This is a genomic window from Acidiluteibacter sp., from assembly GCF_055129545.1.
The window spans coordinates 23109-46390 of the sequence record NZ_JBSRUB010000009.1 but is presented as its reverse complement, the minus strand read 5'-3'; the positions used below and the strand labels follow the sequence as shown (position 1 = coordinate 46390).

Below are 23282 nucleotides of genomic sequence, written 5' to 3'. Positions count from 1 at the left end.
TTAACTAATCCATTTTTCCCCTTTAACTACCGGCATAAGGTATTGACAAAATAATTCTTCTATCAATACCAATGTTGATTCTATAGACTTCGGTTCCTCCTTTTTATCGAAGTATTCTAAAGCTTCAATCTCTTTTTGCTTTCTAAACAATAAACCCTGTTTTTTAATTATTAAGTAAACTTGATAATATGGCCTATCCGAACGTATAAAATCATATATAATTTCAACGGTTTGATTCAGTGCTATTGATTGAAATTGGACTACGATGTATGGTCCATTATTCAAGAATGTATATCTATAACCTAATCTTTTGAAAACTCTATCAAAAATCAGCTGAGTTCCTATTGTAAATATCTCTGAATCATCAAGTGGTAAATTTTCTTTCATAAATATTTTCTAATTTACAGTTTAGCAGGATGTTCTTTTAAGCAGGATGCTCCGCAGTGGTTTGCAACCCTGCGGAATATTTTTTCTACCAACTTATTCTCTTTAATAGTATGTTTTATACCTTGCTTGATGCCTAAAGTTAAATAATATAAGGGAACAAATTTATATTTCTAATTTCCGCAGGGTTGCAAACACCTGCGGAACATTCTGCATAAAATTTACTTATCTAAAGTATTTGTATTAAAAATAACAGTCCTTTTACTAACGTATCGGTATAATGAAACGCCGTTCCGCAGGTGTTTGCAACCCTGCGCCATAAATTATCAAAAGTTCTTATGAAATAAATTTCCTATAATATGCTGACTCAAACGCAAAATGATTGATAGATATTACGCTGCTTTAAAAAAAAGTATTTTATAAGCTACTGAATGAAAATTATTTAATTGTATTAAACAAAAAAGAGCTACATCACTGCAGCTCTTTACCATTAAAATTAATTCATCTTATTTCTTATCGTTATCCACAATGATGCGTTCATTTCTATTGGCCAAATCCCAAGCTGTATGAAAGATTAATTTGGTAATTACTTCCATTTTATCAAATTGAATTTTTTCAACTGTATCCGTTTCCTTGTGGTAATCTTCGTGTACTCCACAAAAGTAAAAAATAACTGGAATTCCATTCTTTGCAAAGTTATAATGATCTGATCGGTAATAAAAACGATTGGGATCATTCTCGTCATTGAAGGTATAGTCCAACTCTAATTTAGTATAGGTTTCATTAGCATTTTCACTGATCTGATGTAAATCAGAACTCAATTTATCAGAACCAATTAAATACACAAAATTAGAATTTCCCTCGTGTGCTTTATCTAATCTACCAATCATATCCACATTCAAATTGGCCACTGTTTGTTCCAATGGAAACACCGGATTTTTTGAATAATACTCTGAACCTAACAACCCCTTTTCTTCACCAGAAACTGGCATAAAAAGGATGCTTCTTTTGGGGCCATTTCCTTGATCAGAAGCCATTTTAAATGCTTGTGCCAATTCCATTAACGCTACGGTTCCACTTCCATCGTCATCCGCTCCGTTAAATACAACTTCACCTTCAGCCCCTATGTGGTCATAATGTGCCGTTACAACAACAACTTCATCAGGCTTCTCAGTACCTTCTATGTAGGCCAATACATTCTCTCCAAAAAACTCATTTGTTTCCTTTTCAATGGCCAAGGTAGCTTCTGCAAATTGTTTTTGCTTGATAGTTTTTCCTTTCAGATATTTTTTCTCTTTTACCCCATTGGTCGATAAAATCTCATTTTTAATTTTATCATTCACTCGATATATAGGCACAAATCCTTCTTCTTCCATATTAGATTTTAGATCCATTTTAGCCCTTTTTATGTAATGATCGTAACGTTTGGCATAAGTATCATAATCGTCAACGGTTACAAAAATAGCCCTTGCCCCCTTCTTTTTAGCCAATTCAATTTTGTCTTTGATTGTCCACTCTTTTTCTAACTTCCCTTTTTTGGGACTTCCATCAAATAACAACACAATTTTATTTGTGACATCAATATTTTTGTAATCATCCCACTTTCCATCTGTAATTCCAAAACCACCAAAAACGATTTCGGTATTAAAATTAACTGAAGGAGTGATAGAAGGGAAAGAGAAAAAATCTTCAAAAAATTGATATTTCTTGTTATTAATAGTCAAACTAATGCCATCAGCCATTTGTTCCACTAAAGGATATTGCTGTATATAATTATAGTCAGCAACTGGTTTAAATCCAGTTTCTTTAAAATAATTTACTAAATACTCCATGGCCATTTTCTGACCTTCTTTTCCAGTTTCTCTTCCTTGATACGCATCTGAAGCTAACACATGAAGGTGCTTGCTCATTTCATTTGCAGTAATTGTATTGGCATACTTCAATGCTAAACTGTCTTGGGTTTGTCCTATTACAAATCCACTTACTAAACAAAGTAGTGCTGTTATTTTAATTCTCATAACTCCTATTTTACAGGTATTTTTTCTATTCTTCTTAAATGTCTTCCGCCTTCAAAATCTACAGTTATAAATTTATCTACACATTTTACAGCTTCGTTTTCATCGATAAATCTGGCAGGAAGTACCAATATATTGGCGTCATTGTGCTGACGAGCCAATGCTGCCAACTCTTCTTCCCAACAGATAGCTGCTCTAATTCCTTGGTGTTTATTTGCTGTAATCGCAATCCCGTTTCCACTTCCACATATTAGGATGCCTAGTTCTACTTTTTTTGATTCTACTGCTTCAGACAGAGGATGAGCAATATCTGCATAATCACAGCTTTCTTCTGAGAAAGGACCGAAGTCTTCAACTTCAATTCCTTTATTTTGCAATAACTTTAAAAGTGTATTTTTTAATTGATAACCTGCATGATCCCCGCCAATGGCCATTTTGCTTACTTTCATATCAAATTTTATTTATTGACAATTTAGGTGTTGATAACCGTTTATAAAGTTGAATAAAAAAGCAAAAGTAAAGTTGCTTTAGTTAATTTTATTGTTAGCTGCACAAATCTTTTAATAAACCACTATTTGTTATCATTATTTGAAGTCGACTTATGAACGTTGAACCAACTATTTTAAACAGTAATATTGTAATGAAGTTATCAATACATACCAATTTTGATAACTTGTTAATATCAACTTAATATAAATAACATTCAATTAGTTAAATGTAAAGTTTATGTTAATAAACTGTTATTACAATTGTACAACTCATTAATCCTATTAAACCTATTTTTAATTGTGCACAGAGTTAACGCCATAATAGTAATAGTAGATTTTAGATTTATAAAAAAATAATATTATTATATAATGTTCAAATCATTTCTTTGTTTCTTTTTCTTCATTTTTTCATTCTCACTTTTTAGTCAAGAAGGAAAAGTGGATACTACTTCAAAAAATTATAAAGCCTTTTATTATTCCAATCAACAAATATCAAGTCATGGTATTTTAGAAAATGGAAAACCCAATGGTTATTGGATTTCATATTACGACAATGGACTGTTGAAATCAGAAGGTAATCGTGTAAATTTTAAATTAGAGGGACCTTGGATTTTTTACAATGAATTTGGTGATAAATCTAAAGTAATCAACTATAAAGAAGAAATTAAAGATGGATTAACTATTTCATATGATGATAGTTGTTATATAATTAAAGAAGAACCATATTCAAATGGAGTCATTCAAGGAATTGTTAAAAACTACTATCCTACGAAAGAAAAATTGTTAGAAAGTGAAATTCCTTATCAAGAAAATAAAGAAGATGGAACGGCCTATTATTATGCCAAAGATGGTCGTATAATTTTAATAGTAGAATACAACAAAGGATTTATTTCTCGTAAAGAAGAAATAAACCGATTTGATAAAAATGAAAAGAAGGTTGGAATTTGGAAAACCTTTTATTCAAATCGTAAAACTAAGACAGATGCTACTTATAAAAACGATTTATTGAATGGCTATTTAAAATATTATTCACCTGAAGGGCAATTGGATAAAGCAGAATTATACATTGATGGAGTATTGCAAAAAGAGGATGAAAATTCAATCAATTTTGAAATTATACCAACCTATTCAGATCAAGGAATAGTAATAGAAGAAACTACTTATAACGCATTAGGTCAAAAAGATGGAGTTTCTAGAAAATTTAATGATACCGGAGAAGTGATTCAATCGTTTGTGTATAAAAATGATTTTTTATTGGCAGAAGGTGGTACTATTGATCGGCAAGGCAGAAGACAAGGATATTGGAAAGAATACTATCAGAATGGTAAACTAAAAAATGAAGGAGAATATCTTGACAATCAAAAATATAATAAATGGAAATATTACTATGAAAATGGTAAAGCAGAACAGATCGGTAAATACAATAAAAATGGAAAACCGATTAACGATTGGATTTGGTATTATCAGAACGGAGATACATTGCGTTTTGAACAATATCGAATGGGATTTGAGGATGGCTTTTTAGTAGAAAAAACAGATAGTGGTACTGTTATATCTAAAGGAGATTATATAGATGGATACAAAGAAGGTGAATGGTATTATGAAATGAATGACCATATAGAAAAAGGAAAGTACGTTTTTGGAACTAAAAACGGATTGTGGGAACATTACAATATCAACGGTGAAAAAGTATTTGAGGGAAAATTTATAGAAGACCGGCCTGAGGGAAAACACAAATGGTGGTACCCTACAGGAAAACTGAAAAAAGAAGGAAGTTACAGCTATGGTGAAAAAGATGGAATTTGGAAAAAGTATGATGAATTAGGTAATTTACTGATCACAATTCAATACAAAGATGGTAAGGAATATAAAATTGATGGTCAGAAATTTAAAACTGAAAAAAAATAGATAACTTGCTTTTTTATATTAGCAAGAATGTGGCCTTTTAAAAACTCTAATAATTCAACTAAAAAATACTTTTTTGAAACATACGATTACGCTAGAATTTATCTCCTTTTTGGCGTTGGAATTACGCTAATACTCTCGTACCATGTTTTTAATAGTAACCTATTAATTTTTAATTTAGAAATTCAATTAGGTTTATCGATACTGTATTTTCTAGGATTCTTATTTTCCTTTTTTAGTAAATATTTTAAGGAACATTTATTTAAATATGTTTTTTTCCTAATTACACTCTCAGCAGCTTCTATATCTTTTATACTTTACGATAATCATTTTTCAGAATACAGCTACTTTATATTTTTAGTAGTAATGATCTGTGTTATATTCACAATCAATACAATTAATAAGTTTATTTTCTTTTTTACCCTTTTTTCAATCTTCTTTTTTACTGTTATATTAAAAGTGGATTTAATAATTGTTGGATTTCCGACAATATTATCAACTTATCTAATTTTAATAACAACCTCATTTTTTATAACTACTTATCGTGTAAATAATAAAACAAAAGGAATAGCTAAAACGCAACTTTTTAATTTTCTATTTAGAAATTCATCAGATTATTTAATTCTCTGTTTAAAAAAAGGAGAATTAATTGAAATTAAAGATATAAGCCAAAGTGCGTTATCCTTTCTTGGAAAGAAACAAGAAGATCTTATAGGAAGTGAATTAAAGGAAATTGAATATTTTGGAAGTAAACTTTTTAGTGGTTTTAAATTTAATAAAGATTCTGAAAAGATTACTGTTAGCTTAAATAATCAGAGTTACCTTGAAATAGAATATAATACATATTTGATTAACAATGATGAATATCTATTTTTTTCAATTACAGATATATCAGTTAATAAATTGACAGAAATTAATTCTCAAGTAAGTATAGAATCCTATAAATATTTATTTGAGTACAGTTCAGAATATATTTGTATTCAAGATATTGACGGTAATCTAATAGATTACAACAGTTCTTTAGCTGCGAAATTAGGTTGTAGTAAGGATGAATTTAAGGGAAAAGCAGTTTCTATTTTTAGTCCAGATGAAGATAGCAAATGGCGATTGCAGCAGAATAGAAAAGTATGGGAAACCGATAGTGTAATCAAATTTTTTAAAGAAGTAAAAGACGTAAATAATCAAATAATTCCTTTAGAGGTAATTCTTAGAAAAGGTAAATATTTTGGAAGGGATGTTTTAATTTCTACTTCTCGTGATATTTCTGAGCGATTGAAAGCTGAAAAGGAATTAAGAAATAGCGAAAGAGATTTAAATGAAATTTATGATAATTCACCTGTAATTATGTATTCAGAAAATGAATATGGTATAATAGAAAAGGTAAATTATAAGTTTTTAGAAGTTTTTGGATTTACAAAAGAAGAAGTGATTGGCACATCTTTTCAAAAATTATTAGAAGAAAAATACCATGAATCGTATCAATTAGATCGGACTTTATTTTGGAAAAATGGCGTTGTAAAAGATGCAGAATATGTAATTAAAACAAAAAATGGTTCTAAATTAAATATTTTAATAGATTCAAAATTAATAAATTACAATGAAAGTAAATCTAAATTATGTCTTTCAGTTATAAGAGATGTAACCGAACAGTATAAATACCAACTTCAACTAGCTAATTCTGTAGATCGATTTTATAAACTCTTTGAAAATGCGCCTATAGCGATGTGTATTACTTCTTACGAAGGCGATTTTTTAGATTTTAATAAATCTTTTATTAAACTGTTTGGATATTCTGAAGAGGAATTAAAAAACATGAATGTCTCGAAAATTATTCATCCAGATGATTGGGAAATAGATGAAAAATTAGTGCGTCAGATGAATGAAAAGAAGTTTGAAACATTCACGACAGAAAAGAAATACATAAAAAAAGATGGAAGTATTATACATACTATTTTAAATATTATACCGGATATTGGTAAGGGAGATGATAAACCCCATTCTATTTCTCAGATTGTCGACATCACAGAGATTGAAAATTACAATGACGTATTAAAACAAAAACAAGAAATACTAGATTTAACCTTAGTAGCTTCTAAAACAATTTTATGGGACATAGATTTGGCAAATGGTGATGCAGTTTGGAAAAATATAGAATCCATAACTGGAATGGTTGGTGATGAAATAATTGTAGACAGAGCACAATTTAAAAAATTTATTTATCCTGATGATTACGATTATGTTAAGAAGTCTATCAGTTTTGTAACTGATAATAAAGAACCTTACACCATCGATTTTAGATTGGTTAGTAATAAAGGGGAGCTTAAATGGGTGAATGCAAAAGGCCAAGTAAAAGTGGATGAAAATGGAGTGCCTACAAATATTTATGGAACGCTTCAAGACATTACTGAGAAGAAAGAATACGAAAATGCACTAGAAAAGAGTGAAGAGAAATTTAGACAATTATATGAAAGAAATTTATCAGGTGTTTATCGGTCTTCATTATTTGGAAAGGTATTAGATTGTAACCCGGCATTTGCAAAAATTTTAGGCTACAGCTCGGTTGAAGAAGTTTTGTCAGAAGGCAATGCCTTGAATTTTTATACGAAGCAACAAGATAGAATTGGGTTTATTGAAGAAATTTTAGAAAAAAAATCGGTTAAATCTAAACGAATAGAATTAAAGACAAAAGAGGGAAATATAATTTATATCCTGATTAGTTCGTCTGTTATTTATAACGATAACAATGATGTTAAATTCATAGAAGGGAATATAATTGACATTACAGAGCTTGTTGAAGCAGAGAAAAACCTGCAAGAAAGTAAAGAACAATACAAGAACTTAATTGATAATTCTAACTATGGAATCACTATAATACATGAGAATAAGATTCAATTTATTAATGAAAAAGGTATAAAAATTCTGAAATATGAATCTGGTTTTGAATTGTTGTATAAATCCATAGAAGACTTTATCCCTGAAGGGGAATTGTTAATATATGAAGATATAAATTATGTAAATGAAGGGAACTCTTTAGGCGTGCAAGAGCGTAAAATTATTGATCGAAAAGGGCAAATGATAGATATAGAGTTAAGGGCCAATATGATTAATTACAATGAAAAGGAATGTGTTTTATTCACCTTTATAGACATTACTACCAAAAAGCAAATTGAAGAAGAAAAGAAGAGAGCTGAATTGGCAGAAAGTGCCAATTTGTTGCTAAAAGAAGAAATTCAAGAACGTATCAAAATTGAAAACCAATTAACACTTTCACAATCATATACAGCAGGAATTATTGAAAGTTCTATCGATATGATTTATACTGCTGGCATTAATGGATATATCAATGAATTTAATTTGGCTGCTAGAAAACAATTCAATTACGATAAAAATGAAGTGCTAGGTCACAGTATGAATGAATTATTTGCTGATCAGAAGGAGTGTAATCTAGTATTTAGTATTCTAGAAAACGAAGGTCAGTTTGTAGGTGAAGTGAAATCAATACGAAAAGATAGAAGTGTTTTTATAAGTTATCTATCTATTTCATATCTATACAATACTCAAGGGATAGTAATGGGAATTATGGCTGTTGGTAGAGACATAACAGACATAAAAGAGGCAGAAGAAATTCTAAGAAGAAGTGAAGAAAAGAATAAATTACAAGCAGCTAAACTGAATACAATTATTGAAAGTAGTTCTCATTATTTCTTTATGATTAATAAGTCTTATCAATTGATTTCATTCAACGAAAACTATGCAAATGATATAGAATTATTTTACAATCAAAGTATTAAATTTGGAAAGGACTTTTTCGAATCCTCAAATATTACAGACAAAAAAGTAAAAGATAAGTGGAAAAATTATTTCACTGTTGGTTTTTCTGGCGATCATTTTCATTTTGAAGTAGAGCAAATAGATCAGTTAAATACCAAACATTATCGCGAAGTTTTCATTAATCCAATTATCAAAGATGATGGCTCTGTTGATGAATTATCCTGCATTGCACATGATATTACGGAGAAAAAAGTAGCAGAGAAAAGTTTAAAAGAATCACTGACTGAAAAGGAAGTTTTATTGAAGGAAGTGCACCATAGAGTAAAGAACAATATGCAGGTTATATCAAGTATTTTGAATCTACAAAGTGCCTATGTAACGGATCCAGGAACACTTCAAATTCTAAAAGAAAGTCAGAATAGAATTAAATCTATGGCTTTTATTCACGAAAGCTTATACACCAATAAAGATTTTTCTAAAATTGACTTTTCTGATTACATTTCCAATTTGGTTAGGAATCTATTCAGAACCTATGATGTGTTTGACGATACCATCAAATTAGAATTAAATATTGAAAAAATTTACCTTAATTTAGACCTTGCAATACCTTGTGGTTTAATTATGAATGAATTAATATCAAATTCATTAAAATATGCTTTTGACATTCATAAGGGAGGGATTATAAAGATAATGTTAACTTTGGAAAATGAATTTGTAAAATTAGAAGTTGGTGATGATGGAATAGGAATTGATGAAGCTATAGATATCGATAATACTCAAACATTAGGGTTACAATTGATTTCAAGTTTAGTTGAACAACTAGAAGGAGAACTAGATTTAGACAGAAGTAATGGAACCAAATTCACTATAAAATTTAAAAAAGATAACTAACACCTAAAACAATCAAACATGTCTAAAGTAAAAATATTAGTTGTTGAAGATGAAGCAATTGTTGCACGTGATATAAAAGTATGTCTCAACAAGATTGGATACGATGTATTGGGCTCTCACTCTTCTGGTGAAAGCGCTTTAGAAGCCATTGAAAAGGATAAACCCGATTTAATTTTGATGGACATTATGTTGAAAGGAAAATTATCAGGAATTGAAACTTCTGCCGCAGTAAAAGAAAAATACTCCATCCCTGTTGTGTTTTTAACGGCATACGCAGACGAAAAGACAATTAGCAAAGCCAAGGTAACTGAACCTTATGGATACATCATTAAACCTTTTAAGGAAATTGATTTACGTACTTCCATAGAAATGGCGCTTTACAAATACAAGAAAGAAAAAGAAAAAGAGCAGAATACGCAGAGTAGATTAGAGGTGCTTTATTCTATGAACACTAAGAACAATGACTTTATTTATGTAAAATCTAATTCAAGATTGATTAAAGTAAATAATGAAGACATTCTTTTTGTTGAAGCACTCAAAGATTACGTTGTTATTCATGTAGGAAATGAAAAATATACCATTCATTCTACCATGAAAGACATTGCTAAAAAATTACCTGAAACTAATTTCCAACGTATTCATAGATCATACATTGTTAATTTAAAACAGATTAAGGCGATTGAAATGCCTAATCTAATTTTAGAAAAAAGCAATATTATTTTACCTGTAGGCGGTTCTTACAAAGAAGAATTGTTTAATAAGTTGAACTTGGTGTAAACTCTGAATAGTAACGTTCAATTGTTACTTCAGAATTTAAAGGAGTTCCGTTTTCTAGATGATCAATAAATTCATCGGCCAATTTTGGAGCCATCATTAAGCCTCTCGATCCTAGTCCATTAAAAATATGAACTTGCTTGTGTTCAGGATGACATCCTATAACTGGTCGTCTGTCTTTTACAGCCGGGCGGATTCCAGCAGATTGATCAACAATTGTATATTCACAATCAATTAACTCTTCTAGGTCTTTAACCAAAATGTTTCGCTTTTCCTCTGTGGTTGATAAACTTAAATCTCCCCAAGCATAAGTAGCTCCTATTTTATACTGTTGATTTCCAAGAGGAAGTATGAACACTTTTTTATTAAAAATGTATTCATCTGAAAGGGCTTCACTGTGAATAGTAATTAATTCTCCTTTTACTAAACTTAATGGAATCCAATTGAATAAGTAATTAAAATTAGATTTAAATCCTTCACACAAAATAATGTGTTTCGAAAGTATAGTTTGGTATTGAATTGATTTTTCATTGATAATTAATTGTTCTAAATCAAATGATTCTTGCACAAGTTGATTGTTTTCTATTAACTTATTTCGGTAAGATTTTAAAAGTTCAGGCGCATCTATCCATGACGTATTGTTGACCAACCCTCCTTTGAAATCTTTTAAAAAAGAAAATGGCGTGAGATCCAAAAATTCGTCAGAAATGTAGGTTTTCACCTCTTCATTTTCTGAGCGATGTGACCAAAACTTAAATTCGTCTGCTGAATTAATTAGTTTTAAAATTGGTGTTTTATGGTAGAATTTGACTGACAGAAATTCTTCTAGTTGTTGGTAATGAAGCTCATTAAAAGCAATAAACTCTTCTGCTCTCCATGTTTTTGTAAGTCGTTTTAACACCAAAGGGTTTATCAGTCCTGCAGCAACAAGCGTACTAGAACTTTGATGATTATCATCAATAACCTTAACTTTATATCCTTTATTTATAAGCTGATAACTCAATAATGTACCTGCTATTCCTTGCCCTATAATAAGGTAATCAATTTCTTGTTCCATAGATTATCCAAAACTAGCGAATTCAAGCTATGGGCAATTAAAATTTACTAATTTTGTTTCCTAATCTGAACAGAATGGATTTAAACATCATCTTAGGTATTATTGGACCTAATCAAATTATTATCATCTTAGTAATCGTAGTGTTACTATTTGGAGCAAAGAAAATTCCTGAATTGATGAAAGGAGTAGGAAAAGGCATCAAAGAGTTTAAAGATGCTACTGGCAAAGAAGAGGATAACAAGAAGGACGAAACCAAGTAATACAACACCTAATATTTTTTGCAATTGAAGGAATATACTTCTCTTTCGGAGATTCAAACTGAATTACATTCGGGTTTAACTACCTGTGAACAATTGGTTAAAGGTTATTTAAATCGCATAGAAGAACGTAAAAGTTTAAATGCATTTTTAGAAACATTTGATCAATCTGCGTTAGAAAAAGCGAAAGAAGTGGATGCAAAAATTGCATCAAAAACCGCTGGCAAACTAGCCGGAATGGTCATTGGCATCAAGGACAATATTGTATATAAAAGCCACAAAGTATCAGCATCTTCAAAGATGTTGGAAAACTTTGAATCACTTTTTTCTGCTACCGTTGTTGAAAAGTTGTTAGCCGAGGACGCCATTATCATTGGTCGATTAAACTGTGATGAATTCGCAATGGGGAGCTCTACTGAGAATTCTGCATTTGGAGTTACGCGCAATGCGGCCAATGAAGATTATGTGCCTGGCGGATCTTCAGGCGGATCAGCAGTAGCGGTTCAAGCTGGTTTATGTTTGGTTTCTTTAGGTTCAGATACTGGTGGTTCTATCCGTCAGCCAGCTTCGTATTGTGGAGTTGTTGGAATAAAACCAACTTATGGAAGAGTTTCTAGAAATGGATTAATCGCTTTTGCTTCATCTTTTGACCAAATTGGTCCATTTTCGAACAATGTGGAAGATGCGGCAATTGTATTGGAAGTGATTTCTGGTCATGATAAAATGGATAGTACATCCTCTAGTAAAAGTGTTCCTAACTATTTAAACTCCATTCAACAATCAGATAAAAACAAAAAGTATAAAATAGCATATATTGCTGATTGTTTAGATCATAAAGGATTAAATAAAGAGGTAAAACAAACAATCAATCAACAAATAGAAAAGCTAAAAAGCCAAGGTCACGAAGTTGATTCAATTTCATTTCCTTTTCTAGATTTTATGGTTCCTGCTTATTATGTATTGACCACTGCCGAAGCCTCATCCAATTTGGCAAGGTATGATGGAGTCCATTTTGGCTATCGCAGTCCCAATGCCACTAACTTAGAAGAAACTTATGTATTCTCTAGATCAGAAGGTTTTGGAGCTGAAGTGAAACGCAGAATAATGTTGGGAACTTATGTGTTATCAGCAGGATATTATGATGCGTATTATGCGAAAGCTCAAAAAGTAAGAAGGGTTTTAAGGGATAAGACCAAAGCAATTTTTGCAGACTACGATTTTATTTTATCACCAACTACAACCAACTCTTCATTCAAGATAGGGGAGAAAAGTAATGACCCTATAGAAATGTACTTGGAAGATGTTTTTACTGTTCAGGCCAACTTAGTTGGAATGCCAGCTATATCAATTCCAATTGGAGCTACCTCAAATGAATTGCCTTTCGGAATGCAATTAATGGCAGACGCCTTTGAAGAAGAAAAGCTATTGGACATTTCTAGGAAGATAATGAACAGTGATACGTGAATAAGTTAAGCGCTTGTTTATGTTTGCTAGTCCGCATTTCTCGAATTTTACATACCAAAGAAGTTATTGCTTCGTTGTAATTAAAATAATACCCGTTTCCAATGATTAACAAATTAGTATTAATTGCTTCTCTTTTAGTTGCAAGCACTTCAGCTTTTGCTTCAGGTGCAGTGTCAAAGACTCAAAAGTCTGACACCACTTTTATTATTTCATCTGATGATGAGGTACTCGCAATGATAGATAGTATTCTGGCTAGGAAATTTACAAATCAATTTTCTGTAGATCAGCGATTATTTGGTAACGGAGACACGAATTTAATAATCACAACGGTTGATGACCACAATGATTCTATTATTCGTCATCGATTAGAAGTACTTAATAGAAACACACCTTTTGATTTGGTTTACAACGATTATGTGAAAGGTTTTATAAAATTATATGCAGATAGAAGACGCGTATTAACAAGTAACCTTCTAGGTTTGGCGCCATTTTATTTTCCAATGTTTGAAGAAGTGTTGGATCGTTATGATATGCCATTGGAATTAAAATATTTGGCAGTTATTGAGTCGGCTTTAAATCCTCAGGCTAAAAGCCGTGTAGGTGCTATGGGATTGTGGCAATTTATGTATCGAACTGGGAAAATGTATGACCTAAACATCACCTCATATTACGATGAGCGAATGGATCCATACAAATCTACTGTTGCTGCTTGCGAGTTTATGACAGACATGTACAAAATGTACGGCGATTGGAATTTAGTTCTAGCAGCCTATAATTCGGGTGCTGGTAATGTGAATAAAGCAATCAGACGGTCAGGTGGGAAAAGAGATTATTGGGAAATAATAAACTATCTTCCAAGAGAAACAAGAGGTTATGTTCCAGCATTTATAGCTGTAAACTACATCATGAATCACTCTTTAGATCACCAAATATTCCCAACTAATCCACAGTATACTTGTATAAAGTACGATACTATTATGATTACAAAGGGGTTTTCCTTTAAAGAGTTATCTACCTATATTGACATGCCTGTTAAAGACATTGCATACTATAATCCAATGTACAAAGCAGAGTTAATTCCAACTTCTGATAAACCATTGCCACTTTGTTTACCAACAGATAAAATTGGTGTTTACTTAACCAATGAAGCCAATATTTATGCAGATTTACAGCGAAAAGAGGTGGCAGATAGCATTAATGATGTAAAAGAGGAAAAGAAAATTGAAGAACAAAACATGTTGGTTCATCGTGTAAAAAGCGGAGAATATTTAGGATCAATTGCCAATAAATATAAGGTAAGTGTTAGTAATTTGATGGCTTGGAACAACATGCGATCAACTCGTTTAAGTCCTGGAGATAAGTTAACCATTTATACTTCTAATGCACCAGAATCAAAGTCGGTAACAACAGCCAGTGCATCAACAAAGTCGACTTCTAAAAACGATTTTAAATACCATGTTATTCAACCAGGTGATACGTTATGGGATATCGCTAAGAAATACAATGGAATTACAGTAAATGATTTAAAACAAATGAATAATCATTTAAATATTAAACATTTAAAGCCTGGGATGAAAATAAAAGTTCCTGTAGCAAGTTAAATACTATGAAAAGAATTTATCGGATTAGTTTATTATCGGTTATCGTTTTATTTTTTTCATGTGATGTAAAAAACGATGAGCGTACGCTACCTGCATCAACTGGCAAATCTGGAGAATTAATAATAGTGGTAGACACTTCTTATGCGAATGGTGAAACTGGCAGAGCTTTAGAGAAAGTTTTTTTAGAAGAGGTTTACGGTGTGCCACGTAGCGAACCTATTTTTAATGTAGTAACTGTTCCTCAAAAAGGGTTTACTAGAATGTTGCAAACTGTAAGGAACATTTTAGAAATGGACATTAATTCAGCGAATAAAACAGAGATCCAAATCAAAGAAGAAGTTTGGTCAAAGGATCAGTTGGTGGTTGTTATTTCAGCGCCAAATGATAATAGTGCAGCATCAATTCTCTTGAAAAATAAAGATAAACTGCAAAAATTGTTCAATGAAGCAGAGTTGAAAAGGTCTAGCAATCGATTGTTAGATGGTGTAGATCAACAAAAATCAAACGCTTTATTAGAGAAGCACAATTTCTCTTTGAATGTTCCCGCAGAGTATTTTGTATCTATTGATAGCACTAACTTCTTTTTTGTTAGAAAAAATCGAGTGGTAGGAGAACATCAAATACTTCAAGGAGTAATGGTTTATGAATATCCTTATGATAACGATAGTACTTTTAATGCAAAAGTGATAGTGGATTCTATGGAAACTTTTATTAGCAATATTAAAGGCCAACCTAAGGGTTTTATGGCAGTTGAAATGCAATATCCAGTTTTAAAAGAAGAAATTAATTTTAAAGATAAATACGCTGTAAAGCTTTCAGGTTTATGGAAAATGGAGGGAATTTTTATGGGAGGTTCTTTTGTCAATTACACTTTTCTCAATGCTGAGGAAAATAAAGTGGTTGGTATATATGGCTTTGTATATGCCCCTAAATTTAATCATAGGGAGTATTTAAGAGAGTTAGAGGCATTAATTAACACCTTCCATGAAAGCAACAAAAAGCTTCGTTAGAACGCCTTTATTTTACATTCTCTTCGTAACTTTTTTTTATTCATCTAGAATTACTGCTCAAAATAATTGTGTATTCTCAGATATGAACTATTCTGTAAGCGCAGGTGGAACCTATTCATATGTTGGTTATAGCGCATTTGCTACTTTTGGTTTGAATTGGAAGCGTCATCAATTTTATCTAGGAATAAGAAATGTAGTCTCTGAGACTTATTTATTTTATACTGGTCCCCTTGGTGGAAAATTAGGCTGGAATTATATTCTATCAGAAAATGAAAAAAGCAAATCATTTATCAATATCGACTATCAGAATTCTTATAACAGAGCCTATAATCCTAAAAGTATTTTTAAGGATAAACTAAATAGTGTTCATGAAATTTTTATTAGTAATGGTCTCGACTATAAGATTTCTGAACATTTTTGGATAGGAGAAAAAATGGGAGTTGGAATGTATCACGAGAATTTGAATAATTTGAGTTTAGGCGTTAAGCAAAGGAATTTCGGATTTAATATTTTTGTTGGTTTACACATAAGATATGATTTTTAGAAGATTTAAGATCGGTTTTATTCTTCTTGTTTTTATAACCAATTTAGGTTGTGAAAAAGTAGATGACATTAATATTGTTAATCTTAATGGCAATCATATCGGTATTATTGGACACGGAGGAATTGGGTTTACAAGCGCAACTAATCTTGTTCCTGATAATTCTATTAGAAGTGTTAGAAGAGCTATTAACGGGTTTGGAGCTGATGGTGTTGAAGTAGATGTCCAAATGAGTTTAGATTATGAGTTATTCCTTTATCATGACTTGCAATTGCAATCTAAAACCAACTGTCAAGGAACTATATCTGAGCGTTTAAGCACTGAGTTGGATCAGTGTAGTTATCGGAATCATATTGTCACGAGGGTTATTGATGAGTTGTATTTGCCAAGGTTAGAATATGTTTTAGATGAATTTTCGTCTTATACCATCAAGCCATTATTCTTTTTGGATATGAGAACTACCTTAATTTTAGATCCAATCGTATCAGACTCCTTAAATAAAAAGTTGTCAAAAGGAGTATCAAGCCTGATTGATAAGTATACTGGATATGATTGGATTTTTGTTGAGTCTGGTAATCTAAATTTTTTGAATCAACTGAGGGTTGGTAATCCCAGAATACAATTATTGTTTGATGGCGAGATCTCTGTTGAAAATATAAAAAAAATTCTACCGATAAACATCAAAGGCATAGTCTCTAAAAATGAAACAATATCTAAAGAAAAAGTAGCTTATGCTCACAGCAAAGGATTGCAAGTAAGTGTTTTTGATATTAAGTCACGTAGTTCTCATATTGATGCAATAAAAAATAACGTAGATTTTATACAAACGGACAACATTGAGTTGTTAATTAATATTTTAAACGGTATTTAATCCGCAAAAAGTGTTTCTAAAACATGGATTGATTTTATTTCTTTGAATCCATCCAAATGGTATTGAAAATATAAAATCAGGCCTTCTAACAATTCTCGACGATCGGTTGCATTTAATTTTATTTCTTGATTTGATATCACAGAACTTTCAGTAAATAAATGGAGTAAACCCGATAAACGCAGATCTAAATAGTTAGAAGCTGTGGTTGAATAGCCATAATTTCCTTCAATAATGTTAAATTGTAATCCTGTTTTGTAAATTCCTTGAGGATAGAACCCCAAATATTTTGTTAGCTTAATTAAAAAATAAATGTGAAAGTTTGGATTAAACTTTTCGTTCTTATCAAAATATTGAAGATGAGCTTCTATAAATTCATATAAGTCCATATTCGCCGTTTCTTCCTGTATGCTATTATTAAGTATTTCCTGTAGAAACTGAATTACAGTGGTCTTATATATATTTGTGGATATACTACTGTAATGATAATGTGGTTTAGCTGTTTTTATACGGGCCAGTCGATTGTTTCCTTTTTGGTAACTTTCTATTTCTATCAAGTTTAATCCTTGAAAAGTAGCTTTAGTATTGTTTTTTTTACCAAAGAATACAATATAACTCTGCAAACCTGATTCCTTCGTAAAAAGCTTGATAATTAGACTTGAGTCTGTGTATTTTGTGCTTTTTAAAACAATTGCATGAGATTTTAAATTCATTTAATTGATAAATAAAATCTTACCAACATTTGTTTTTAGGTTTCCCTGGCCATCTCCTGAACTACTAAATACTAAATAAACTCCTGTGGCCGCACGTTCTCCGTTAATGGTTTTGCCATCCCAGATAGCCTGACCACCTAATGATTTCATTTCTCGTACTAGTTTTCCATTGATGTCTGTGATTTTTACTATTGATCCATTAACAAGTCCTCTAATTGCTATTGGGCCTTCGTATTCTGGACGAACAGGATTAGGATATACTTCTACTTGTTCAAAGTCTTCAAAACCATTTGTAGCGTCTCCTTTGTAAGATACAATACCATCTTCAGTAGCGAAGAATATTTCCCCATTTACATCATCAATGGCTATTCCAAAGACGTTATTAGAGATTAGTGGACTATTATTGATTGTAAAATGGTGTATTTCTTCTGTTCCATCTTCCGATAACAAATAAACGCCTTGTCCTTCTGTAGCAATCCATTTGCGATTTGCACCATCAATTTTTATATCTGATATCTTAATTGCTTCTAATAATATCTCTATATCAGCTCCTTGTTTAATTAGAATTCGTTGCGCATTTTTCGCACCATCAAATACCCCATCAGGATTATAAAATACAGCTAAACCATCATCTGTTCCAATCCATATTTCTCCATCTTGATCTACGGCGCCAACTAACCCTCTAGCGCCCGGAAGATTTCCATTGTCAGCATTCGAGGTTAATAGTATTTTTCTATCATCTGTAACATCTTCTATTGTACCATTGTCATCAAATACAAAAATTTCTACGTTTGAGCCCACCCTTGGCAGTAATACCCATTTAAGTCCCCCGTTTGTAATTAAAATATCACCTACAGATTTGGTAGAAGTAATTTCTTCTGGGAAGCCGTAGTTCATCCATTTTCCATTTGACTGTTTCACAGAAATTAGTGTATCGGTATAAGAGCTAGAAACCCACAGATTACCTTTATTGTCATAAGTTGTTCCGCCTACACCAAACCAGCTATATGCTGATCTTGAAGGGATTCCTGAATTCGTGCTGTCGTAAACGTTTATTACTTTATTATCTTGCATTTCAATTAGTCCTGCTCCCCAAGTCCCTATTAATACATGGTTCTTATTTTTTGGATCTATAGTTACGTTTAGTAAATCAAATGTGCCGTTTAATTTTGGATCATTTTCTGGTGCTAAGTATGTCCATATTCCGGAATTATAAATACTTATTTCCGAGTATTTGAATAAATTATTATACGCGGAATTAACTCCTCCTTGAACAGCGTATACTTTTCCACCACTCGCTTCAAGTTTAAATACATTTTTGATTCGTGGTCCATTCGCACTATAAGTAATAAAATTATTGTTTTTATTTTCTACTAAACCAATGTCTAAATCTGCATACCAGAAGTTACCATTTAGCTTGTTTAATGCTATAAATGAAGGATTAAAGCTTCCGATACCATAGTAACTATTTATGGTGTCTACCATGTTCAGGGTTTTATCCATTATTCCAATTTGTTGGTTTGAAATGTAGTATGTTTTATCTCCTAAGGTGATGACTTCCTTTAATTCGTTCACTTGGTATGCAGAAAATTGATTCCATTTACTTCCTGTACGTATGAAAATACTATCTGAAAGTGTTGAAACTTTTTTGGTAACTGCAATTAGATGGTCACCTAATTTTTCTAATGCTTTATATTCAAATCTTGATATTAAGGGTATAACTTTCCAGTTTCTATAGTCGGTTAGATTTATTGAGGTTGGTGCGTATTTTATGCCATTTTTTGTTGCTGCATATATAGTATCTCGAAGAATAGTAACATCAAATATTTCTTCATAAACTCCACTCTGTCCAATAATATAAGAATCTGAAATTTCTCTTTTTGTAGTATTTAATTTAAGTATACCAAATCCAGAAGCAATATAGACAAACTCATTATCGATATATACATCATTAATTGAAGTGTTTGGAATTGTTAAATTGTTTTTTAAAAACGGAATATTAAAAATGGCATCATTTCGCAATAAATCAATGTTTCCATTCGCATACGCAATGACCAATGTCTGATTTACTTCATTAAATGCTAAGGCGCTTATCCCAACATCGGAGAGTCCGTTAACTTTACTTTTTCTGGAAATAGAGTTGTCTTCTTTATTGATATAGAAAAGTGCTGAACCTGTACTACAATAAACTTTATTGTTTCCAATTGCTACCTTTTCTCCACTACTGTATGGTAGATGATCTGTCCATGTTCCAAGTGGTTTATCTTGGGCGATTCCTTGCATAGCAAAGATGGCTGGAAGTATTAGGGTTATAAATTTTTTCATTGGTTTTATTATTGTGAACAATATAACTAAATCCCTGACTATTTTATTGTTCAAAATTAGCTTATATTTGCGTCCGAATTTTGGCCCCGTAGTTCAACTGAATAGAATATCAGATTTCGGCTCTGACGGTTGCAGGTTTGAATCCTGCCGGGGTCACATTTTTAGAAAGCCACTCATTTTATGATTATATAAATGAGTGGCTTTTTTATTTTTTCTTAGTTCAATTTTTTAATTAATAATGATTTCATTGTTTTTTCAATTAAAGTCGTCAATGTAGTATTTTATATCTATTTCCAAACGCATTATTAATCAACTACATCATATTCAATTCTTTAATTACGTCTGTTTTATGTCAGCTCTAATTTAACATCTCTGACATTCTGGATGTCTTACATCAAAACGCATTTAAATTTAGGATATCGCTTTATTTAAGCTTGAATTTCTATTTTGTAGATTAAACTGGAATAGTTCATGGTATTTTTCGCTTTTTGGTTCGATTTCCATCCTGTAAGAAAAGCATTCACTAGATTTGATTTTCCATTTTTATATTTTTCGCTTAGCATACTTACATAGAACGAATCAAACTTCATTGGTAAAACTTGCTTTACTTCCATTCCATTTTGAAGCATTAAATTAGAAATATCTGTTTTTGAAAAGTGGTATAAATGTCTAGGAACATCAAATGCTGCCCAATTCTCTTTGTAATATTTGGCATCAAAAGATTCTAAATTTGGAACTGCGATATATATTGTTCCATCTTTTTTTAAGATTCTTTTTAGTTCAATTACTCGTTCATTTAAGTGATAAACATGTTCCAAAACATGCCACATTGTGATAACATCAATTGAATTGTTTTCAATTTTTGCCAGTCTCGTTTCTTCAGAAATTGTTAAACCATAATTTTCTTGACCTAGTTTTCTGGCACTTTCATCGGGTTCTATCCCTTCCGTTGTCCAACCTTTTTCTTTGGCATGATTTAAAAATTCTCCTGTTCCACACCCAATGTCTAATAATTTTCCACGATTTCGTCCATCTACAATTAGCTTTTCTTTTTGCTCTAAAGTTATGTTTCGGACAATTTGATAGGCCTTATTGATTAATCCTTTGTTGGTATTACTATGCGAAATATACTCTTCCGATTTATAGTATTCGCCAATTTTAGCTTCTTCAGGAATCGGGTTTGTGAACTTAAATTTGCATTTATTACAGCTTACTATGCTGTAATTTTCTTTGCTTACAGTGTAGTCTTTTGCAATTAAAAAAGGAGAGAATGTCTCTCCTTTACATATTGGGCATTGTTTTCTTGTGTTCATTTTTTAGTTTTGTTTCACGTGGAACAAATCACCTTCCAAGGTGAATCATTAATACTGATATGTCAGACGGGGATACTCCGCTTATTCTACTTGCTTGTCCTAGTGTTCTTGGTCTGATTGAATTTAGTTTTTCTCTAGCTTCAGACGATAGGGATTTAAACTTGAAGTAGTCCATTTCATCGTTAAGTTTTACTTCCTCCAAGCGTGTCATTTTTTCAGCCATCTCCTTTTCTCGGTCTATGTAGCCTTGGTATTTTATTAGGATTTCGGCCTGTTCTACAACTGTTGGATCTTCTTTGGAAATGATATCTTTTACTGAAGCTACTGCATCAGAAAAGTCATTTATGTTTACTTGTGGCCTACTAAGAATACTAGAAATTTTTACTTTTTGTTTGATGTTAGCAGTTCCTGATGTGGTTAAATAACCATTTATTTCTTCAGGCTTCACGCTTACATTGTCCAACTTTTTCATTAAAGATTTTAGTGAGGATTGTTTTTGTTCCACTAGTTTTAGTTGTAAGTCTGATGCTAATCCAATTTTATGAGCGATTGGAGTAAGTCTAATATCAGCGTTATCCTGACGTAAAAGGATTCGATATTCTGCACGTGATGTAAACATGCGGTAAGGTTCTTTTGTCCCTTTTGTTATTAAATCATCTATTAAAACACCGATATATGCTTCGTCTCTTTTTAATATGAGAGGTTCTTTTTCTTCTATTTTTAAATGTGCATTTATGCCTGCCATCATTCCTTGACATGCTGCTTCTTCGTATCCAGTAGTACCATTTATTTGACCTGCGAAGTAAAGTCCATCTACAAGCTTTGTTTCTAATGTGTGCTTCAATTGTGTTGGTGGAAAGTAATCATATTCGATGGCATAGCCGGGTCTGAATATTTTTGCATTTTCAAATCCAACAACTTGTTTGATTGCTTTTTCTTGTATTTCCAATGGTAAAGATGTAGAGAAACCATTCACATATATTTCCACAGTGTTCCACCCTTCTGGCTCAATAAAAAGTTGGTGGCGGTCTCGTTCAGAAAATCGCTCAATTTTATCTTCAATAGATGGACAGTATCTTGGTCCGGTTCCTTCAATCGCACCACTAAACATTGGTGAACGATCGAAGCCTTCTCTTAGTGTATTGTGAACTGTTTCGTTTGTGTAGGTAATGAAACAGCTTTTCTGTTCCTTTAATGGAGATGTAGAAGCTCTATACGAAAATTTTGAAGGATTTACGTCTCCCTTTTGTTCTTCCATTTTAGAATAATCCAAGGATCTACCGTCAACTCTTGGTGGTGTGCCTGTTTTCATTCTGCCGGCTTCAAAACCTAATTTTATTAGGTCTTCAGTAATGCCTGTTGCTTGTTTTTCGGCTGCCCTACCGCCGCCAAAATTTTTGTCTCCTATATGAATTAATCCATTTAGAAAAGTTCCATTGGTTAATACTACAGTCTTTGATTTGAACTCAATTCCAAGAGAAGTTTTTACTCCTTTTACTACATTATTTTCAACAATAAGCCCTGTTACCATATCTTGCCAAAACTCCACATTGGGAGTTTGTTCAAGCATTAATCGCCATTCTTGGGCAAATAACCAACGATCACTTTGTGCCCTAGGCGACCACATTGCAGGTCCTTTGGATAAATTAAGCATCCTAAATTGTATAGCGGTTTTATCCGTTACAATTCCTGAGTATCCTCCCATCGCATCAATCTCACGCACAATTTGTCCTTTTGCCACTCCTCCCATAGCTGGGTTACATGACATTTGGGCAATTGTTCCCATATTCATCGTAATTAGTAGTGTTCGCGAACCCATGTTGGCTGCTGCAGCAGTAGCTTCACAACCTGCATGTCCTCCTCCTACTACAATTACATCATACTCTTTTTCCATATTTTCTATTG

17 protein-coding genes and 1 tRNA gene are annotated in these 23282 nt (G+C 31.8%); 10 read left to right on the top strand and 8 right to left on the bottom strand.

All coding sequences use genetic code 11. The features are described from left to right. The 3 genes from ACTB0X_RS03865 to rpiB form a co-directional block, all read right to left on the bottom strand. Positions 1–387 (bottom strand): hypothetical protein, encoded by a 387-nt coding sequence (locus tag ACTB0X_RS03865; protein ID WP_463023673.1) that lies wholly within the window; start codon positions 385–387, stop codon positions 1–3. A gap of 503 nt (positions 388–890) precedes the next feature. After that, positions 891–2402: a M28 family peptidase gene (locus ACTB0X_RS03860; protein WP_463023672.1), complete on the bottom strand. Its 1512-nt coding sequence runs from the start codon at positions 2400–2402 to the stop codon at positions 891–893. Between the two features lie 5 nt (positions 2403–2407). Then, positions 2408–2848, bottom strand: coding sequence for a ribose 5-phosphate isomerase B (gene rpiB / locus ACTB0X_RS03855; RefSeq protein WP_463023671.1), 441 nt, complete (start codon positions 2846–2848; stop codon positions 2408–2410). Between the two features lie 408 nt (positions 2849–3256). On the opposite strand from rpiB, the gene ACTB0X_RS03850 reads away from it, so the two are divergent. From ACTB0X_RS03850 to ACTB0X_RS03840, 3 genes are all read left to right on the top strand, one after another. Next, the gene (locus ACTB0X_RS03850) at positions 3257–4795 is read left to right on the top strand and encodes a hypothetical protein (protein ID WP_463023670.1); all 1539 of its coding nucleotides are present in this window, start codon (positions 3257–3259) and stop codon (positions 4793–4795) included. A 456-nt stretch (positions 4796–5251) separates the two neighbouring features. Further along, positions 5252–9454: a PAS domain S-box protein gene (locus ACTB0X_RS03845; protein ID WP_463023669.1), complete on the top strand. Its 4203-nt coding sequence runs from the start codon at positions 5252–5254 to the stop codon at positions 9452–9454. Positions 9455–9472: 18 nt separating this feature from the next. Next, complete coding sequence (locus ACTB0X_RS03840) at positions 9473–10231, top strand: response regulator (RefSeq protein ID WP_463023668.1); 759 nt, start codon at positions 9473–9475, stop codon at positions 10229–10231. On the opposite strand, the gene ACTB0X_RS03835 is transcribed toward ACTB0X_RS03840, so the two are convergent. Then, positions 10209–11285: an NAD(P)/FAD-dependent oxidoreductase gene (locus ACTB0X_RS03835; protein WP_463023667.1), complete on the bottom strand. Its 1077-nt coding sequence runs from the start codon at positions 11283–11285 to the stop codon at positions 10209–10211. The genes ACTB0X_RS03840 and ACTB0X_RS03835 overlap by 23 nt on opposite strands. 74 nt (positions 11286–11359) lie before the next feature. Here ACTB0X_RS03835 and tatA point away from each other — a divergent pair, with 74 nt between their 5' ends. The 6 genes from tatA to ACTB0X_RS03805 all read left to right on the top strand — a co-directional run bounded on the left by tatA (position 11360) and on the right by ACTB0X_RS03805 (position 17029). Beyond that, positions 11360–11545: a twin-arginine translocase TatA/TatE family subunit gene (gene tatA, locus ACTB0X_RS03830; protein WP_463023666.1), complete on the top strand. Its 186-nt coding sequence runs from the start codon at positions 11360–11362 to the stop codon at positions 11543–11545. A gap of 24 nt (positions 11546–11569) precedes the next feature. Continuing rightward, positions 11570–13006: an Asp-tRNA(Asn)/Glu-tRNA(Gln) amidotransferase subunit GatA gene (gatA, locus tag ACTB0X_RS03825; protein ID WP_463023665.1), complete on the top strand. Its 1437-nt coding sequence runs from the start codon at positions 11570–11572 to the stop codon at positions 13004–13006. Between the two features lie 101 nt (positions 13007–13107). Next, complete coding sequence (locus ACTB0X_RS03820; RefSeq protein ID WP_463023664.1) at positions 13108–14607, top strand: lytic transglycosylase domain-containing protein; 1500 nt, start codon at positions 13108–13110, stop codon at positions 14605–14607. 5 nt (positions 14608–14612) lie between these two features. After that, the gene (locus ACTB0X_RS03815) at positions 14613–15617 is read left to right on the top strand and encodes a DUF4837 family protein (RefSeq protein ID WP_463023663.1); all 1005 of its coding nucleotides are present in this window, start codon (positions 14613–14615) and stop codon (positions 15615–15617) included. Continuing rightward, positions 15592–16161 (top strand): hypothetical protein, encoded by a 570-nt coding sequence (locus ACTB0X_RS03810; RefSeq protein WP_463023662.1) that lies wholly within the window; start codon positions 15592–15594, stop codon positions 16159–16161. Before ACTB0X_RS03815 ends, ACTB0X_RS03810 begins: the two co-directional genes overlap by 26 nt. Then, positions 16151–17029, top strand: a complete 879-nt coding sequence (locus ACTB0X_RS03805; protein WP_463023661.1) for a glycerophosphodiester phosphodiesterase — start codon at positions 16151–16153, stop codon at positions 17027–17029. Before ACTB0X_RS03810 ends, ACTB0X_RS03805 begins: the two co-directional genes overlap by 11 nt. Here the strand turns inward: ACTB0X_RS03805 and recO are convergent. Next, positions 17026–17739, bottom strand: coding sequence for a DNA repair protein RecO (gene recO / locus ACTB0X_RS03800; protein WP_463023660.1), 714 nt, complete (start codon positions 17737–17739; stop codon positions 17026–17028). The two genes, ACTB0X_RS03805 and recO, sit on opposite strands and share 4 nt — an antisense overlap. Then, entirely contained in the window at positions 17740–20064 is a 2325-nt protein-coding gene (gene porZ, locus ACTB0X_RS03795; protein WP_463023659.1) for a type IX secretion system anionic LPS delivery protein PorZ, read from the bottom strand. 82 nt (positions 20065–20146) lie between these two features. On the opposite strand from porZ, the gene ACTB0X_RS03790 reads away from it, so the two are divergent. Continuing rightward, positions 20147–20220: transfer RNA gene (locus ACTB0X_RS03790), tRNA-Arg, on the top strand. Positions 20221–20492: 272 nt separating this feature from the next. Here ACTB0X_RS03790 and ACTB0X_RS03785 read toward each other — a convergent pair. Together ACTB0X_RS03785 and mnmG are read right to left on the bottom strand one after the other, a co-directional pair. Next, positions 20493–21377, bottom strand: a complete 885-nt coding sequence (locus tag ACTB0X_RS03785) for a class I SAM-dependent methyltransferase (protein WP_463023658.1) — start codon at positions 21375–21377, stop codon at positions 20493–20495. A gap of 28 nt (positions 21378–21405) precedes the next feature. Continuing rightward, a complete protein-coding gene (mnmG, locus tag ACTB0X_RS03780) occupies positions 21406–23271 on the bottom strand; it encodes a tRNA uridine-5-carboxymethylaminomethyl(34) synthesis enzyme MnmG (protein WP_463023657.1) in 1866 nt (621 codons plus the stop codon). Positions 23272–23282: the final 11 nt, after the last annotated feature.

Excerpts from the sequence above, each read along its gene's own strand:
- ACTB0X_RS03865 (WP_463023673.1), bottom strand. The coding sequence starts at position 387 with ATGAAAGAAAATTTACCACTTGATGATTCAGAGATATTTACAATAGGA.
- ACTB0X_RS03860 (WP_463023672.1), bottom strand. The coding sequence starts at position 2,402 with ATGAGAATTAAAATAACAGCACTACTTTGTTTAGTAAGTGGATTTGTA.
- rpiB (WP_463023671.1), bottom strand. The coding sequence starts at position 2,848 with ATGAAAGTAAGCAAAATGGCCATTGGCGGGGATCATGCAGGTTATCAA.
- ACTB0X_RS03850 (WP_463023670.1), top strand. The coding sequence starts at position 3,257 with ATGTTCAAATCATTTCTTTGTTTCTTTTTCTTCATTTTTTCATTCTCA.
- ACTB0X_RS03840 (WP_463023668.1), top strand. The coding sequence starts at position 9,473 with ATGTCTAAAGTAAAAATATTAGTTGTTGAAGATGAAGCAATTGTTGCA.
- ACTB0X_RS03835 (WP_463023667.1), bottom strand. The coding sequence starts at position 11,285 with ATGGAACAAGAAATTGATTACCTTATTATAGGGCAAGGAATAGCAGGT.
- tatA (WP_463023666.1), top strand. The coding sequence starts at position 11,360 with ATGGATTTAAACATCATCTTAGGTATTATTGGACCTAATCAAATTATT.
- ACTB0X_RS03820 (WP_463023664.1), top strand. The coding sequence starts at position 13,108 with ATGATTAACAAATTAGTATTAATTGCTTCTCTTTTAGTTGCAAGCACT.
- ACTB0X_RS03815 (WP_463023663.1), top strand. The coding sequence starts at position 14,613 with ATGAAAAGAATTTATCGGATTAGTTTATTATCGGTTATCGTTTTATTT.
- ACTB0X_RS03810 (WP_463023662.1), top strand. The coding sequence starts at position 15,592 with ATGAAAGCAACAAAAAGCTTCGTTAGAACGCCTTTATTTTACATTCTC.
- ACTB0X_RS03805 (WP_463023661.1), top strand. The coding sequence starts at position 16,151 with ATGATTTTTAGAAGATTTAAGATCGGTTTTATTCTTCTTGTTTTTATA.
- recO (WP_463023660.1), bottom strand. The coding sequence starts at position 17,739 with ATGAATTTAAAATCTCATGCAATTGTTTTAAAAAGCACAAAATACACA.
- porZ (WP_463023659.1), bottom strand. The coding sequence starts at position 20,064 with ATGAAAAAATTTATAACCCTAATACTTCCAGCCATCTTTGCTATGCAA.
- ACTB0X_RS03785 (WP_463023658.1), bottom strand. The coding sequence starts at position 21,377 with ATGAACACAAGAAAACAATGCCCAATATGTAAAGGAGAGACATTCTCT.
- mnmG (WP_463023657.1), bottom strand. The coding sequence starts at position 23,271 with ATGGAAAAAGAGTATGATGTAATTGTAGTAGGAGGAGGACATGCAGGT.